Genomic DNA, 16,109 nt, shown 5'->3' on the forward strand with positions numbered 1-16,109 from the left:
GCAGGCCGTCTCACTGTCCGCCTTGCATGGTCGACAGGACAGCTTTGGTCACGTTCGTGGCCGCAGTCGTGGCGTTGCTGCCGGGCGTGCCTTGGATCAGCACCAGCATCTCGGTGTGCTCCGACACGCCGACCAGCATGGTCGCCTGCCCTTGGCTGCGGCGATCCGCGGTGTTGGCCAGCACGGCTGGAAAACCGCTTACGACAGTCGGCTCGAAGTAGCCGTCTTTGTAGTAGCCGGACGCGTTTTGCCGGTAGGCGTTCGTCAGGCCGTTCTTCACCGTGGTCAGAAACGTCGCGCTGACGGCCGTGTACCCGTCGCTGAACCGCCACCCGCAACCGACGGAGCTGGACGTCTTGTCAGCCCCGGGCTGGCTCAGCTGCAACGCGGACAGCTGCGCCGGCGTCAGCATGCTGCACGGATCCGCGAGGAACTTGTCCACGTTGACTGGCGCGGGAACCTTCGGGGCTTCCACGTTCTCGTTCCCCGGCGAGGGCGAACCGTCCTGAACAGCGCTGGACGGCAGCGGGATCGCCGTCCCCTGCGTCAGTTCGGAGCATCCGCTGACCGCGACAGCCACCACGCCTGCGATAACGGCCGGCGCAACACGAAATCGAGAGAAAATCACAGACACCCCATGAAGATATTCCATCCGCAGGGGACTTTCCTCCCTGGTGCCGCACGCCGCACCTTCACCGACCGCCCGTTGCGTCCGGCGAGTGACCGGCTCGTGTCGGATGTTCCCCCGGCGCACCATTCAGCCGGTGCCGCTCGTGAATATAGACCGCCTGTCCGATCGCGCCCAGCATCATCCCGAGGGAACCGATGATGAACAGCCAGATCGCGAGCAATTCAGTCGAGGCCGAAAGGAACAACACGCTCCCCACGAAGAAGATCACGTTGCCGAGCACGCCGACGACGAGATGGATCGTGGGGAACTCCCGGACGAAAGACTTGACGTTCACGTCGCTCCTCCCGGCACGCGACAACAGGGGCACTCCCCTGCGGCTACCCGTCTGAGCCGCGAGCAGACCGTCGGCAAGGCCACGTCTTCGCGAGGGTTCAGGCCGATTCCCCCGGGTAACCAGGGATCTGAACCGCGTCGGGAAAGGGGGCGGCATGTGCCGTCTGTTTGGTCTGTCCGCTGCCCCGCAGCGCGTGCCCGCCACGTTTTGGCTGCTCGAAGCACCTGACAGCCTCGCGGCCCAGAGCCGGCGCGAACCGGACGGGACCGGGCTCGGCGTCTTCGACGAGCACGGCGCGCCGCAGGTGTGGAAACAGCCATTGGCGGCGTATGCGGACAAACAGTTCGCCTGCGAGGCCAAGGAATGCGAATCGACGACCTTCCTCGCCCACATCCGTTACGCCTCGACCGGCGGACTCGACCCGGCCAACACGCATCCTTTCCTCCAGCACGGCCGGTTGTTCGCCCACAACGGCGTCATCGGCGATTTGTCCCGCCTGGAAGACCGGCTTGGCGAGTATCGGGACCTCGTCCAAGGCGACACCGATTCCGAACGGTTCTTCGCCCTGGTCACGAAGGAAATCGACGAGCATCACGGCGACGTGAGCGCGGGAATCGCCGCCGCCGCGCGGTGGGCCGCCCTGAATCTGCCGGTTTACGCGATCAACCTCATCCTCACCACGCCGGACGAGCTCTGGGCGTTGCGCTACCCCGACACCCACGACCTCTACGTCCTGCAGCGCTGCCCCGGCGGCCCGCACGGCGATCGGCACCTCGAACACGCGAGCGCCGCGGGCCGGATCCGGGCTCGGTCCGGCGAACTCAGCCGCCACCGGGCCGTCGTTGTCGCCAGCGAGCGCATGGACGAAGATCCTGGCTGGCAGAACCTCCGGCCTGGCGAGCTGCTGCACGTCGGCGCGGATCTGACCGCGACGCGCCGGATCGTGCTCGACCAGGCACCGCGGCATCCGTTGACCCTCGATGACCTCGGTACCCATGCTGCGGCGTCCCAGCAAGGTCAGTGACTTGCCGCGAAGGCGTGCTCGACGACGTGCCCGTGCACGACGAACTGGGGCTCGTCCGCCAGCAGGCGTTCCTACCGCGAGCGCGGAGTGCCCAGGTCCCGTCCGAAGGTGGTGTCCAGGCGGACCGGCGGAGTGGTCATAGCAGGTCCGCCTCGTCCGGGACGACCTCGCAGGTGCGTTCGCGGTCCAGCGGCGCCGACATCGACGTGACCGTTCCGGTGCCGCACCCGCGCCACGCCACCGTGATGCCCTGCGGCTCGTCACGGCTCGAGATCGGGCCTTTCGCGGCGGTTTCGACCGGACCGACGTGATAGGTGCGGATGTCGTCCTGGCCGGTGCCGTCGACCCGGGTCACCTCGTAGGCGAAGATCGCGACCCGCTGTCCGGCGGCCGGGAAATCCGGCGGCCACGGGTTGTCGAAGAGGCCGCCGTTCGGGGTGCCGAGGGTTTTCGCGGTGATCTGGTTCATGGTCAATCCCTTGGAGAGTGGGCGGAAGTGTCGATGCGCAGCGCTTGCATCGCGGTGACCAGCTCGGCCAGGTCCCGGGGGTCGGTCAGCGACCGGTTGGTGAGTTCCCGGATCCGCCGGAGCCGGTAGCGGACGGTGTTGGCGTGGCAGTGCAAGGTCTGGCCGGCGCGTTCGGAGGAACCGCCCTCGGCGAAGTAGGCCTCGAGAGTCTCCAGCAGCAGGTCGCGTTCGTCGGCGGGCAAATCCAGGACCGGGCCGAAGACCTGGTCGCCGAGCCGTCGTCCTTCGTCGGGGTCATAGGCGACGAGGGCGGCCAGCGGGCTGGGGTCGAATGCGCGGACTTCGGCGCGTTCCGGCGAGGCACTGGCCAGCGCGGTCCGCGCCAGGTGCAACGCACGCGGGGTGTCGGACAGCGACGGGTACAGCGGACTGACTCCGGTGCGGGTCAACGCGACCTCGGTGAGCACGCTCAGCAGGGCGCCGTATTGCTCTTCCGGCAACGAAACCAGCCCGGCCTGCAAGACCGGAGTGAGCTGCCACGCCGACACCATGCCGAGCTGCCCGAGCCGCCGTTCGATGCCAGGCAGGCTCTCCTCGGCGAGCCCGCGCGTCTCGGCCGCGACGACGGCGAGTTTCCCTTCCGGCGCAAGGCCGAGCAGCCGTCCGGCTTCCCACGGTCCGGCTCCGGAGAGGCGCTGGCCGGTGAACAACGCCTCGACCAGCGCGGAGCGACGGCGTTGCTGGGCGACGAGAAGTTCCGCACTCGCCGTCCGGTACGCCTCGGTCACGCGCACCGCGTGCTCGTCGGTGACCTGCCAGAGCAGGCTGGCGACATCGATCAGCGCGTCCGCGGCACCGGTCTCGCGGGCGTGGGCGGCCAGCAGCTCCCACAGCATCGCGCAGCCGATCCGGTACACCTGCAGCACTTCCGGCAGCGGCGCGCCCTGGTGCGCGCGCCGGCTGCCGGTCTCCTGCGGCGCACCCTGATCCGGGTCTTCGACCCCGCCGAGCGCGTCGACCAGGAACCGCACGTTGACCGCGATCGAGCGGTGCAGGTCCGCGCGCGGGACGATCTTTTCGTCCCGGTAGAGGTCGATCCGCTCGCACGCCGCCGTGCAGATGTCGTCGATCAGTCGCGGCAGGCGCGGCTGGACCCACTCGGCGAGCCCGCCAGCAGTCATCGGCCCGCCCGCGAGGCCGCGCCGCGGATCATGCCGCTGCCTCGCGGTCCCGGCAGGTCACGGTGAGCACGCCGTCGTCGAGGCCGACGTCGACGACCGTGTTGTCGTGCGCGTCCCCGCCGAGCAGCGCGCGCCCGATCCGGGTCTCGACCTCGCGGGCGAGGAACCGGCGCAGCGGCCGGGCCCCGTACACCGGGTCGAATCCCTGTTCCGCGATGAACCGCAGCGCCTTGTCGGACACCTCCAGGGTCATGTTCTGCTCGGCGAGCCGCTTGCGCAGGTCGCCCAGCATCAGCTCGACAACCCGCTCGATTTCCGGCAGCGTCAACGGTTTGAACAGCACGATGTCGTCGATCCGGTTGAGGAACTCCGGCCGGAAATGTCCGCGCAGCGCCGCCATCACCTCGTCGCGCGCGGACTCGGTGATCTCGCCCTCGGCGTTCACGCCGTCGAGCAGGAAATGCGCGCCGATGTTGGAGGTCATGATGATTACGGTGTTGCGGAAATCGACCGTGCGGCCCTGCGCGTCGGTCAGCCGCCCGTCGTCCAGCACCTGCAGCAGCGTGTTGAAGACGTCCGCGTGCGCCTTCTCGATCTCATCGAACAGCACCACCGAATACGGCTTGCGCCGCACCGCCTCGGTGAGCTGGCCGCCCTCGTCGTAGCCGACATACCCGGGCGGCGCGCCGACCAGCCGTGACACCGTGTGCCGCTCCTGGTACTCGCTCATGTCGATCCGGACGATGTTGTCCTCGGTGTCGAACAGATCCGCGGCCAGCGCCTTCGCCAGCTCGGTCTTGCCGACGCCGGTCGGGCCCAGGAACAGGAACGACCCGATCGGACGGCGCGGGTCCTTGATCCGCGACCGCGCCCGGATGATCGCGTCCGCGACCAGTTGCACCGCCTCGTCCTGCCCGATCACGCGCTCGTGCAGCAGTTCGTCCAGGCGCAGCAGCTTCTCCCGCTCGCCCTCCTGCAACCGGCTGACCGGAATGCCGGTCCACCGCGACACGACCGCCGCGATCTCCTCCTCGGTCACGACCTCGCGCAGCAACCGGGTGCCCGCCTGCCGTGTGGCCAGCAGTTCTTCCTCGCCCACCAGGCGACGCTCCAGCTCGGGGAGCTTGCCGTGCCGCAATTCGGCGGCCTTGTTCAGGTCGTAGGCCCGCTCGGCGGCGTCGGCGTCCCGGCTGACCTGCTCGATCTCCTCGCGCAACGCCTGAACCTTGTGCAGCGCGGACCGTTCGGCCTCCCACTGCGTCCGCATCCCGCCCGCCTCGGCGCGCAGATCCACCAGCTCGCGACGCAATTCCTCGAGCCGTGCCTTGCTCGCCGCGTCGGTTTCCTTCGCCAGCGCGGCTTCCTCGATCTCGGTGCGGGTCAGCCGTCGGCTCAGCTCGTCCAGTTCGGCGGGCATCGAGTCGATCTCCGTGCGCAGCATCGCGCACGCCTCGTCCACCAGGTCGATCGCCTTGTCCGGCAGGAACCGGTCCGAAATGTAGCGGTGGCTCAGCACGACCGCGGCGACCAGCGCGCTGTCCTGGATTTTCACGCCGTGAAACACTTCGAGCCGCTCGCGCAGCCCACGCATGATGGAGATCGCGTCCTCGACCGACGGCTCGTCCACCAGCACCGGCTGAAACCGTCGTTCGAGGGCGGCGTCTTTCTCGATGTATTTGCGGTACTCATCCGCGGTCGTCGCGCCGATCAGATGCAGTTCGCCGCGCGCGAGCATGGGTTTGAGCATGTTGCCCGCGTCCATCGCACCCTCAGTGGCACCCGCGCCCACGACGGTGTGCAGTTCGTCGACGAACAACAGGATCCGGCCCTCGGCGGCGGTCACCTCGTTGAGCACGGCCTTCAGCCGCTCCTCGAACTCGCCCCGGTACTTCGCGCCCGCGACCAGCGCACCGAGATCGAGCGAGAACACCGTCTTGCCCTTGAGTCCTTCCGGCACGTCACCGCGGTCGATCCGCTGCGCGAGCCCCTCGACGATCGCGGTCTTGCCCACGCCCGGATCGCCGGTGAGCACCGGATTGTTCTTCGTCTTGCGCGACAGGATCTGGATCACCCGCCGGATCTCCGCGTCGCGTCCGATCACTGGGTCCAGCTTGCCCGCCGCCGCGTCGGCGACGAGATCGCGACCGTACTTTTCCAAGGCCTCATAGGCCGATTCCGGCGTCGCCGACGTCACCCGCTGGTTCCCCCTTACCTTCCGCAGCACCTCCAGGAACTTGTCCCGGGTCAGGCCCGCGCCGCGCAGCAGCCGTCCGGCCGCGCTCGAACTGCCCTCCTCCAGCAACGCCGCGAGCAGATGTTCGACGGACACGTAATCGTCCTTGAGCCGTCCCGCTTCGCGATCGGCCGCGTCGAGCACCCGAGCCAGCCGCGCCGTCACGCGGGTTTCGCCGGGCGTGACGCCGGGGCCGCTCACCTTGGGACGGCGGGAGAGTGCCGCTTCCAGCTCTTGTTCGAGACGAGCCGGATCCGCCCCCGCCTCTTCGAGCAGCCGCGACGCGAGCCCGTCGGACTGGTCGAGCAGCGCGAGCAGCAGGTGTTCGCCGTCGACCTCCGGCTGGCCGTACCGCAGCGCGGCAGTCTGCGCGTCGTGCAGTGCTTCCTGGGATTTCCGGGTGAGCCGGTTGGGATCCATGGTCAGTCTCCGCTGCGTCGGGATCGGGTACGGAGGTCCGCTTCGAGGTCCGCGATGCGGTCGAGCAGGTCGGCGACCAAGCCCACCGCGGCGTAGTTCAGCGAGAGCCCGGCGCGCAGCCGCTGGATCCGGGCCGCCGCGGACACCTGCGCCACCGGATACCACCATTCGCCGCGCGCGTCCTCGACCGGTTCCAGCAGGCCCAGCACGGTGAACCGGCGGACCAGCTCCGGGTGCAGGCCGGTCGCGTGCGCGAACGTCGGCAGGTCCAGATGCGCCGCGCCGGGGCTGCGGCGCACGAGCGCGTAGGTCATCCCGGCCTCCTCGGGTTGTCGGTGGTGGCCGCGGCCAGTTCCTCGTAGAGCTTGCGCTGCTCGGCGGTCAGGTCCTTCGGGACGACGATCTTGACCGCCGCGTACAGATCGCCGGGATTGCCCCGCGTGTTCGGAATGCCGCGCCCGCGCAACCGCAGCTTGCGTCCGCTGGACGTGCCCGGCGCGATCTTCAGCTTCGCTTCGCCGCCGCCGGGGAGATCCATGGCGACGGTCGCGCCCAGTGCTGCTTCCGAAGGCAGCAAAGGGAGATCGACGGTCACGTCGCGTCCTTCTACTTGGTAGCGCTTGTCGTGAAACAGATGCACCACCAGGTACAGGTCGCCGCGCGGTGCGCCTTCGCCGCTGCCGTAACCGCCCTGCCCGGCCAGGCGGATGCGTTTGCCGTTGCTCACTCCGGCCGGGATGTTGACGTCGACCGTGCGGGAGCCCTCCGGGCCATCGAGGGTGAACGAACGCCGTCCGCCCTGGTACGCCTCGGTCAGGGTGATCTCGATTCCGGCCTCTTGATCGGCGCCGGGGATCGGGCCGCGCTGCCGGCCGAACCCGCCTTGGAAGCCGCCCTGAAAACCGCTTTGGAAGCCGCCGCCGAACATGCCGCCGAAGAGGTCCTCGAAGTCGACTCCCTCGGCGTTCTGGAAGCCGGAGAATCCGCCGCCTGCCTTGGCGCGAGCGTAGGTCTCCGGGTCCAGGTCCGGCGGAACCTGGCGGAAGTCCTTGCCGAACGCGTCGTAGCGCTTGCGCTTCTCCGGTTCGGAAAGCACGTCGTACGCCTCGGAAACGGCCTTGAACTTGTCCTCCGCGCCCGGGTCCTTGTTCACGTCCGGGTGGTACTTGCGGGCGAGTTTCCGGTACGCCTTCTGGATCTCTTCCTGGCTCGCCGTCCGGGAGACGCCGAGCAGTTCGTAGAAGTCCTCGCTGTCGCTCATCAATCCGCCTTCGCGACCACGACCGCCGCGGGCCGCAGCTGGTTCTCGGCGTCGCCGTAACCGGGGCGCACGACCTGGACCACCGTGCCCGGCTCGACGCCCACTGCCGGAACGACCGACACCGCCTCGTGCAGCTGCGGATCGAACGGCATCCCCTGGTCGTCCGAGTACCGGGGGAAGCCGAGGTCAGCCATCGCCAGGTCCGCCTGCGCGCGCACCGCTTCGACACCGGCGACGATGGTTATCGGGTCCGCCTCGGCGTGCCCGATCGCCAGGTCGAGATTGTCCAGCACGGTCAGCAGTTCTTTGGCGGCCCGCTTGCGTTCCTGCTGCCGCACCCGCAGGGTGTCGCGCACGGTGCGCTTGCGGAGGTTGTCCAGGTCGGCCATCGCCGTGCGCCAGTTGTTCTCCAGCTCGGCGACTCTCGTCTGAAGCCAGGCGACGTCGGTGGTGTCTTCCGGTTCGGCGGCTTCCTGCTGGTTCTCCATGGCGGTCAGGAGGTGGTGAATTCGGCGTCGACGACGTCGTCACCGTCGTCGTTTCCCGGGAAATGCGCGTCGCCCGCGGTGGACGCGACCGCGGCCAGGCCGTGGAACAACTGCTGGAGTTCCGACGTCAGCGACCGCAGCTTCTCCAGGCTCGGCTCGTCCTGTTTGAGGAGGTCCCGGGCATCCACGGCAAGGTTCTCCGCGCGGGCTTTCTCGTTGAGCGGCACCGCGTCGCCGAGTTCCGCGACGCTTTTCTCCACCTGGTAGACCGCGCTGTCGAGCGTGTTGCGGGCGTCGACGATCTCGCGCAGTTTGGCGTCCTCGGCCCGGTGCGCCTCGGCGTCGGCGACCATCCGGTCGACGTCCGCGGAGTCCAAATTGGAGCTTTCGGAGATAGTGATGGTCTGTTCCCGGCCGGAATTGGTGTCCTTGGCCGAGACGTTGAGGATGCCGTTGGCGTCGATGTCGTAGGTGACCTCGATCTGCGGCACGCCGCGCGGGGCGGGCGGGATGTTCTCGAGCCGGAACCGGCCGAGCACCCGGTTGTCCGCCGTCTTCTCGCGCTCGCCCTGCAGGACGACGATGTCCACAGCGGACTGATTGTCCTCGGCCGTGGAGAAGGTTTCCTTGCGCCTAGCCGGAATCGTGGTGTTGCGGTCGATGACCTTCGTCATCACGCCGCCCATCGTCTCGATGCCGAGCGACAGCGGCGTGACGTCCAGCAGCAGGACGTCCTTGGCCTCGCCCTTGATGATGGCCGCCTGGATCGCCGCGCCGAGGGCGACGACCTCGTCCGGGTTGACCGTCATGTTCGGGTCCTTGCCGCCGGTCATCCGCCGCACCAGCGCCTGCACGGCCGGAATGCGCGTCGACCCGCCGACCAGGATGACCTCGTCGATGTCGTTCGCGGTGAGCTTCGCGTCGGCCAGCGCCCGCTCGACCGGCACCTTGCAGCGCTCGACGAGGTCCGAGGTGATCTGGTCGAACGTGGAGCGCATCAACGTCGTGTTGAGATGCTTCGGGCCCGAGGCGTCCGCGGTGATGAACGGCAGGTTGATCGTGGTCTGCGTGACCGAGGACAGCTCTTCCTTCGCTTTCGACGCGGCCTCGAACAACCGTTGCAGCGCTTGCGGATCCGCGCGCAGGTCGATGCCGTTCTCTTTTTCGAATTCTCCTGCCAGGTGGTCGACCACCCGGCGGTCGAAGTCGTCGCCGCCCAGATGCGTGTCGCCGGCGGTGGAGCGCACTTCCACTACGCCGTCGCCGATGTCCAGCACGCTCACGTCGAACGTGCCGCCGCCGAGGTCGAACACCAGGACGGTCTCGTGCTGCTTCTTGTCCAGCCCGTACGCCAGCGCCGCCGCGGTCGGCTCGTTGATGATCCGCAGCACCTCCAGCCCCGCGATGCGGCCCGCGTCCTTCGTCGCCTGGCGCTGCGCGTCGTTGAAGTACGCCGGGACCGTGATGACCGCCTCGGTCACCTTCTCCCCCAGGAACTTCGACGCGTCGTCCACCAGCTTGCGCAGCACCAGCGCCGAAACCTCCTCCGGCGCGTATTTCTTGCCGTGCACGTCGAACCGCACCGCGTCGTCCGGCCCCGGCACGACGTCGTAGGACACCGCGTCGATCTCGCTGGCCACCTCGTCGTAGCGGCGGCCGATGAACCGCTTCGCCGACGAGATCGTGCCCTTCGGATTCATGATCGCCTGCCGCCGCGCGAGCTGCCCGACGAGCCGCTCTCCCGAATCGGTGTACGCGACCACCGACGGGGTCGTCCGCGCGCCGTCCGCATTGGCGATCACCGCGGGCTGGCCGCCCTCCAGCACCGCGATCACCGAGTTGGTCGTCCCCAGGTCGATGCCCACCGCTTTCGCCACGACGCCGTTCCTTTCCCGGTTTTTCCCGTCCGAAATCCTCGAGACCGGACGAGTTCGAGGTCTGGTGTACGGGAACCGGGCAGGAGGGTCAAGGCGAAATGATCTTCGCGTTCGGCTTTTCCTGCGCATTCGCCGGACGATTGTGGGCGGCGCCAAAGAATATTGTTGAGCGGCACAATCGGCTAGCTTCGCCGCCGCCAGCGAGCATTTTGCTGAACCACTCAGGCCAAGCTTGCTGACTTAAGCCAGAGCGATCCGGGAACGCGACAACCGGATCGAGGGCGGGTTGGAGAACAGCAGCGTCCGGTGGGAGTTCGACGATGTTCGGCTACTGTCGAAGCCTTCCCAGCGCTACGGTTCGCGAGCCGGTGCGGACGAGCGCCGGTTGACTGCCGCGCTGGAGCACAGCCGCACACGCCGCGGTCGTCCCAAGCGATGCGGGGCCGCAAACCACCCCGGCGGATCATTTCCAACAGCACCGCGGCCAGCGGCAGGGACACTGCGAGCGGAGGCAGTCCGCCGACGTCGTACGCCGCCGGGACGCCGGACGCAAGAGCCACCACGACGAAGGCGGCGAACACGTTGATGACCCTGCTGCGCCTGATCTCGCCGTGCACCGTTCCCTCGCCAGTAGTCAAAGCTGCGCGGGCCCGACCATGAAGGAGCACCGCCCCGACGAGGCTATCGCACGCACCCGAACCCCAGACACGACGAATGCGGCCACCGCCAACCACAGCGGTGACCGCATTCGTTGCCGGGTCTAGATGCCCATGCTGGCCCCGAGGCTGTCCAGCGCCTTGTTGACCATGCCCTGCGCCGTGGCGTTCAGGGTCGAGTTGGTCCCGTTCACGACCCAATCCGAACCGGAGAAGATCACGACTGTCACGCCGTTGTCGACGCCGCCGTCAGTGCCGCTGCTGTTGATTCCCAGCAGCGACGCCGCCTTCACCGACGCCTCGCCCAATTCGCGCGAGTCGTTGTCCGACGTGTCCTGGTCGTTCGCCGTCTGCGTGTCGCCGAAGATCGCCCCGATGACCTTGCTCTTGTAGAACATCAGCGCGAACTGGCGGCCCTTGATCCCGTGTTCCTTGTAGAAGAAATGCGGGCACGGGCTCTTCTTGTCGTAACAGTCGTCGCCGAGTACGTAGAACGGCACGTGGTGCGCGCCGAGCGATTTTCCGTTGCTGTCCTTGAAAGTGGTGGTGCCCTGGTGGTCGGGATCGGGGTCCGGGTCGCTGCCGTCGGTGTCCACGGCCAGGCCGGAACCGTAGGCGTAGACGCCCTTCGCCACCTGGTAGACGTTGACGTCCTTGGCCCGCGTCATGGTGTTGATGTGCGGTTTGGAATTGACCTTGTTCGCGTCCGTGCTGTTCTTCTTGACGCCGGCCAGCACCTGCGCGGCCGTATAGGACTTGGCGGTGGCGTCGGCGGTTTCCGCGTGCGCGGAGTTGACCGCGAGCGGCACGGCGAGCGCCAGAGCGGCGCCGACCACAGCGAAACGCCTACGGGAGGATGACATGACCGGGCGACCTCCAGCCTTCATTAGGAAAACTTCCTAACATAGTGAACCATCCGTGACCGGCCGCTGTCACCAGGTGCTGTGCAGAAAATCCGCGACGACCGCCCGGTCCTGGGAATCCACGCGGGACAGGTGCCGTTGATCGGAACAGGCGGCCGTTCCCAGCGCCGAGCTTACTCGGGCAAACCGGTCAGATCAGGCAGGATGTCCTTCGTCGCGAGAAGAACTGGCTGGCCGCCGCGGCTCAGGACGCGCAGTAAGCCTTGAGCGCCGCGTTCCCCAGCGTGGTTTGCCCTATGGTCGCGGCCCCGGCTAGATGGTTCACATTGGCCGCCACCAGGACCTGTTTGCTGCCGTCGTCGCTGGTCAGCCACAGGGTAAAAGATCCCAGCACGCGGCCGCTGTGATTCCACGCCGGTCCGCAGGCCGTCGACCGGCACCATCGTTTTCAGCTCGGCCTGCTGCGGCGGCAGGGGTTTTCCGCTCAACAGCGCGCGTTCGAAGGCGGCCAGATCGTCCTCTGTGGACACAATGGCGTCCGCGGTCCCGAACGCCTGCGCATTCGAGACCGTGAAGTCGTTGTAGAACGCGCCGAACGAGATGTAGTAGCCGTTGAGGTAATTGCCGCACAAGCTGTGGATCGGACTGGCCGATCCCACGCACCAGGTCCTCGCCAGCAAAACCGTCAGCTTCGTCGTGCCATCCGGCGGCCACCGCTGAGCGGACCGGCAGAATCGAGCGCATGCGACCAGCCGAGCGTTCCCGATGACCGCCCGCGCGGGATGACGGCGACACTGTTCGGCGAGGTCTTCGTCGATCACGCCCGCGCGGTGCTCGCCGAACTCCGCCAAGCCGGGCGGCATCTGGAAGAGCTGGTCGACGGACACGCCGGCACCGTCACGATCGGCACCTTCCTCGCCGGGGCGAGCGTGCTGCTGCCCCGTGCGGTCGCGCGAGTGAAGGCCGCGGCCCCCGACCTGACCGTCGTCATCCGGCACGGCGGCCCGGAAGCGCTGTACGAGGCGCTGCTCGCGGGCGACGTCGACCTCGTCGTCGGGACCCTCGAACCGGCGAACAACGACCGGCTGCGCCAGCACCACCTCTACTACGAGCCCGCGCGCGTGGTGGCGCGCCGCCGGCATCCCGCGCACCGGCGGCCGGGACTCACGCTCGCCGACCTGATCGGCGAACTCTGGTCGCTGCCGCCCGCCGACAACCCGCAGCGGCGGCACCTGGAAGAACACCTCCTGCGCCGCGGCCTCCCGACCCCGGCCAACCGCATCGAGTCCGGTTCGTTCCTCGCCGTCCGCGCCATCGCGCTGGAAACCGACACCCTGGTCGTGATGCCGCAGCTGGTCGCGGAGACCGAACCGGAGCTGACCGCGCTGCCGGTCGACCTGGGCATCGTGGAATCGGTCGGCGTCACGCTGCCCGCGGGCAGGCAGCTCACCCCGACGATGCTGCTCATGACGCGAAAACTGGACGAGGTGGCGGCCGAGATCCGGGCGGCGAGCACCGGCTATGCCCAACCGACATAGCCGAACACCAAGGCAGCATTGGACGGGCATCGACCATGGCTTCTAGCGTGAGTGTCGTGGAAATGCGTTCCTCCGGCCGCACATTTCCCAGTTTCGGCGCGGACCGCATTTCCCCAGACCGTTCGGAAAGGGAGAGAAAACGTGACGACCGCACTCTACGTTCCGCAGATTCCGGACAACCTGAACATCCGTTTCGTCGAAAACCGCATCGTGGTCGACCGGCCGGCGCAGCAGGTCTACGACTGGGCGACCACGTGGTCGAACCTGCCGAAATGGCTGCCGATGGCGTCCGGAACCGAAGTGCGCCGCGGCACGCCGGACGTCCCCGCGGAAATGGGCGACGAGCTGCTCGAAACCATTGTGCCGGACCTGAACGAAAAGCCGAAGCTGTACACCGTGGTGGCGCGAGTCCCCGGCAAACTCTGGACGGTGGTCGGCCGAGACGTCCTCGACGACGGGACCCCGGCACCGTCGATGCACGCGATCGCCACCTTCACCACCTTCGACCTCGGCGACGGGACAACCTTGTTCTGCCGCCTGTTCGAGCGGCTGGTCCCGCCCGCCGAACCTCCCGGCCCGCACCCGGTCGAGGACCCGGCCCGCATCTAGCCCGGACTGGAACTGCTGAAGGCGCACATTGAGGGCGCCGCCGCATAACAGCCGCGGTCGTCTTTGCGGCGCGAGAATCGTCCGCCGCTATCGTCGGAGATCGGGCCGAACGGCCCGCTCACCGGAAAGCCAGCGAGATAGCAGTAACTCCGTCACCGCACCACAACATATTCGCCGCCCGCCCGAGCCTCGGCGTCCTCTGCGTACGTGGACGCGGTCGTCCAAAACCGCCCCCGGACGACGCGGACCCATGCACCGTCGAGCGGGAAGACGAGCGCACCGTTCGGGCCGCGCAGCATCGCGCCCTTCCGCAGGTTGCCGAGAAACTCGATGATGTCGCGTTCGATCTCCTCGGCGAACTCGCGCTGGCTCTCCTGCGAGATGTCGTACAGATCGGTGTCGATGTCGTACGTGACGAGTTTGCCGGTCGCCGGGTCGCGGGCCGCGAACTCCACTCCGAGCCAGCGCCGCGGATCGACCAGCACCGTGGCCTGCCACGTCAACCCGCTGAGTTGCCATCTCACCGAGGTGTCGTCGGCGACCACCGTCCACGAGGTGGTCGCCTGCAGTTCGCGCAGGAACGAAAGGAGCCGCTGGCCGGTCACGCAGTTCAGTCTACGCGGCGGCCCACCCGGCTCAGCGGACCGTGAACGGCAAAATCGAAGAGGAATGCTGGCAGTCCAGCGCCACCCAGTAATTGCCGTTCCCCGCCGGAGTCACGTCCGGCCGCACGTTCGCCTGCACGGTGCCGCCGTAGCCGGGCGGGTTCGTCGGGAACCCGGTCAGCACGTTCGACCACAGCTGACGCACGGGGCCGTCGTCCTTGCTGCACACCCAGCTCATCGTCACCGGATCGCCCGGCGCGCCCGAGTTCGGATCGAGAGTCAGCTGCGAGGTGGCCGAAGCAGGCGCCGCCGTCGCGATTCCGGCCAGTCCCAGCACGCCGAGCACAGCAATAATCCGACGAATCATGATCCCTCCCCAGGTTTCGAACCTCCCACGATAGAACGCGCGCGCTGCGCAAGCTAGTGGTGCTGCGCGGCCGGATCGACGGGCAAGCGACCGCCGCGGAACAGCAGCGCGGCTACTACCGCACCACCAAGGAATACCGCCGCCGCGGTCCAGAACACCAGGTGGTATCCGGCGAAGGTCGCCTCGACGGGAGCCCCGGGGTGCGCGGCCAGGTATCCGGCGGTCGCGGACGTTGCGAGCGAGCTGAACACCGCGGTTCCGATGGAGCCGCCGATCTGCTGGGCCGTCGTCACCAGCGCGGACGCCACCCCGGCGTCATGCGGCCGGACACAGCTGGTCGCGGCGTTCTGCACTGGGCCGAAAATGAAGCCGAATCCCACTCCGGTAACGAGAAGCGCGGGCAGGATGTTCGCCGCATAACTCGAATCCGCGCCGATTCCGGTGAGGAGAGCCATGCCCGCCGCGGCGAGGAGGCAGCCCAGCGAGACGATCGGCCGCGGCCCCCAGCGCGGCAGGAGCACCGCGCCGGAGAACACCGCTCCCGCCATGACCAGGCCGATCATCGGCAGGAACGCCACGCCGGTCTGCACCGGGCTGAACCCCAGCGTATTCGCGAGATAGAACGTGAGGAACAGGAATACCGCGAACATCCCGGTCCCGGTGATGCCCAGGGTCAGGTACGCGGCTCCGCGGACCCGGTCGAGGACTACTCGCAGCGGCAGCAGTGGATGGGCGGTGCGGCGTTCGATGGCCACGAAGGCGGCGATCAGCGCGAGACCCGCGAGTGCGGGCCCGAGAGTCCGGAGGTCGGGCCAACCATTCCTTTCCGCAGTGCCGAGGCCGAAGACGAGCCCGATCAAGCCGAGCACCACGACGACCGCGCCCGCGACGTCGAGCCGGACTCGCTGCGGCCGCTCTTCGTCGTGGAGAAGCACCAGGCCGCCGACGAACGCGATCGCCGCGATGATCAGGTTGACGTAGAGGCACCACCGCCACGACAAGCCCTGGGTCAGGACGCCGCCGAGCAGCAATCCCACCGCCCCGCCCGCGCCGGAGATCGCGCCGAAGATGCCGAAGGCGCGGCCGCGTTCCTTGGCGTCGTCGGCGAAAGTGAGCGACAGCAAGGACAATGCGGCAGGCGCGAGCATCGCGGCGAACGCGCCTTGGCCGATTCGCGCGGCCAGCAGGGTCGCGAAATTCCCGGCGGCGCCACCGACCGCGGAAGCGAGCGCGAACCCGCCGACGCCGACGAGGAACAGCCGCTTTCGTCCAAAGTGGTCAGAGAGCCGGCCGCCGAGGAGCAGGAGACTGCCGAACGCGAGCGCGTAGCCGGTCAGCACCCATTGCCGGTAATCGGCGGGGAAACCGAGGTCGTGCTGCGCGCTCGGCAGGGCGATGTTGACGATCGTGGAGTCGAGGACGTCCATCAGCTGGGCGAGGCTCAGCACGACGAGCGTGAGCCAGCGATGCTGGTGGCGCACGCTTCGAGGAGCCGACTGGGCTATCCCGGTCGGCGCGAGGTCAGAGTTCATGAGGTTCTCTCGAGGGAGGGC

Annotated in this window: 18 protein-coding genes; 4 read left to right on the forward strand and 14 right to left on the reverse strand. The window is 68.0% G+C overall.

Features of this window, described 5'->3' with window-relative positions; genetic code table 11:
• Nucleotides 1–10 precede the first annotated feature (10 nt).
• Nucleotides 11–580, reverse strand: coding sequence for a DUF3558 domain-containing protein (locus CU254_RS28905; protein WP_199786013.1), 570 nt, complete (start codon nt 578–580; stop codon nt 11–13).
• A gap of 112 nt (nt 581–692) precedes the next feature.
• Nucleotides 693–965 (reverse strand): YrhK family protein, encoded by a 273-nt coding sequence (locus CU254_RS43805; protein WP_037715161.1) that lies wholly within the window; start codon nt 963–965, stop codon nt 693–695.
• A 154-nt stretch (nt 966–1,119) separates the two neighbouring features.
• Between CU254_RS43805 and CU254_RS28915 the strand changes: the two genes are divergently transcribed.
• A complete protein-coding gene (locus CU254_RS28915; protein ID WP_009081772.1) occupies nt 1,120–1,989 on the forward strand; it encodes a class II glutamine amidotransferase in 870 nt (289 codons plus the stop codon).
• Nucleotides 1,990–2,125: 136 nt separating this feature from the next.
• Here CU254_RS28915 and CU254_RS28920 read toward each other — a convergent pair whose 3' ends face one another.
• From CU254_RS28920 to CU254_RS43305, 9 genes are all read right to left on the reverse strand, one after another.
• Entirely contained in the window at nt 2,126–2,458 is a 333-nt protein-coding gene (locus CU254_RS28920) for a hypothetical protein (protein WP_009081773.1), read from the reverse strand.
• Between the two features lie 2 nt (nt 2,459–2,460).
• Nucleotides 2,461–3,639, reverse strand: a complete 1,179-nt coding sequence (locus CU254_RS28925; protein ID WP_009081774.1) for a CdaR family transcriptional regulator — start codon at nt 3,637–3,639, stop codon at nt 2,461–2,463.
• Nucleotides 3,640–3,667: 28 nt separating this feature from the next.
• Nucleotides 3,668–6,292, reverse strand: a complete 2,625-nt coding sequence (clpB, locus tag CU254_RS28930; protein ID WP_009081776.1) for an ATP-dependent chaperone ClpB — start codon at nt 6,290–6,292, stop codon at nt 3,668–3,670.
• Between the two features lie 2 nt (nt 6,293–6,294).
• Nucleotides 6,295–6,606 (reverse strand): chaperone modulator CbpM, encoded by a 312-nt coding sequence (locus tag CU254_RS28935; RefSeq protein ID WP_009081778.1) that lies wholly within the window; start codon nt 6,604–6,606, stop codon nt 6,295–6,297.
• Complete coding sequence (locus CU254_RS28940) at nt 6,603–7,553, reverse strand: DnaJ C-terminal domain-containing protein (RefSeq protein WP_009081780.1); 951 nt, start codon at nt 7,551–7,553, stop codon at nt 6,603–6,605. The genes CU254_RS28935 and CU254_RS28940 overlap by 4 nt, the downstream gene beginning before the upstream one ends.
• Complete coding sequence (locus CU254_RS28945) at nt 7,553–8,041, reverse strand: nucleotide exchange factor GrpE (RefSeq protein WP_009081781.1); 489 nt, start codon at nt 8,039–8,041, stop codon at nt 7,553–7,555. The genes CU254_RS28940 and CU254_RS28945 overlap by 1 nt, the downstream gene beginning before the upstream one ends.
• Before the next feature lie 5 nt (nt 8,042–8,046).
• Nucleotides 8,047–9,918, reverse strand: coding sequence for a molecular chaperone DnaK (gene dnaK / locus CU254_RS28950; RefSeq protein WP_009081783.1), 1,872 nt, complete (start codon nt 9,916–9,918; stop codon nt 8,047–8,049).
• A gap of 760 nt (nt 9,919–10,678) precedes the next feature.
• Complete coding sequence (locus CU254_RS28955) at nt 10,679–11,410, reverse strand: glycoside hydrolase family 75 protein (protein WP_037715164.1); 732 nt, start codon at nt 11,408–11,410, stop codon at nt 10,679–10,681.
• 200 nt (nt 11,411–11,610) lie between these two features.
• The gene (locus CU254_RS43305; protein ID WP_234392759.1) at nt 11,611–12,069 is read right to left on the reverse strand and encodes a hypothetical protein; all 459 of its coding nucleotides are present in this window, start codon (nt 12,067–12,069) and stop codon (nt 11,611–11,613) included.
• On the opposite strand from CU254_RS43305, the gene CU254_RS44390 reads away from it, so the two are divergent.
• From CU254_RS44390 to CU254_RS28965, 3 genes are all read left to right on the forward strand, one after another.
• Nucleotides 12,059–12,157, forward strand: coding sequence for a DUF6130 family protein (locus CU254_RS44390; protein ID WP_234392760.1), 99 nt, complete (start codon nt 12,059–12,061; stop codon nt 12,155–12,157). The two genes, CU254_RS43305 and CU254_RS44390, sit on opposite strands and share 11 nt — an antisense overlap.
• Nucleotides 12,158–12,219: 62 nt before the next feature.
• Nucleotides 12,220–12,975 (forward strand): LysR substrate-binding domain-containing protein, encoded by a 756-nt coding sequence (locus CU254_RS28960; protein WP_050788304.1) that lies wholly within the window; start codon nt 12,220–12,222, stop codon nt 12,973–12,975.
• A 141-nt stretch (nt 12,976–13,116) separates the two neighbouring features.
• Nucleotides 13,117–13,584 (forward strand): SRPBCC family protein, encoded by a 468-nt coding sequence (locus CU254_RS28965; protein ID WP_050788305.1) that lies wholly within the window; start codon nt 13,117–13,119, stop codon nt 13,582–13,584.
• A 152-nt stretch (nt 13,585–13,736) separates the two neighbouring features.
• Here CU254_RS28965 and CU254_RS28970 read toward each other — a convergent pair whose 3' ends face one another.
• Genes CU254_RS28970 through CU254_RS28980 form a run of 3 tightly spaced genes read right to left on the reverse strand, consistent with a single transcriptional unit; the run spans nt 13,737 to nt 16,088 of the window.
• Nucleotides 13,737–14,189 carry a hypothetical protein gene (locus CU254_RS28970; protein WP_009081792.1) on the reverse strand — a complete coding sequence of 151 codons (453 nt, stop codon included), beginning with the start codon at nt 14,187–14,189 and terminating at the stop codon, nt 13,737–13,739.
• 31 nt (nt 14,190–14,220) lie between these two features.
• Entirely contained in the window at nt 14,221–14,556 is a 336-nt protein-coding gene (locus CU254_RS28975; RefSeq protein WP_009081793.1) for a hypothetical protein, read from the reverse strand.
• Between the two features lie 53 nt (nt 14,557–14,609).
• Nucleotides 14,610–16,088, reverse strand: coding sequence for an MFS transporter (locus CU254_RS28980; protein WP_009081795.1), 1,479 nt, complete (start codon nt 16,086–16,088; stop codon nt 14,610–14,612).
• Nucleotides 16,089–16,109: the final 21 nt, after the last annotated feature.

Source organism: Amycolatopsis sp. AA4 (assembly GCF_002796545.1).
GTDB lineage: Bacteria > Actinomycetota > Actinomycetes > Mycobacteriales > Pseudonocardiaceae > Amycolatopsis.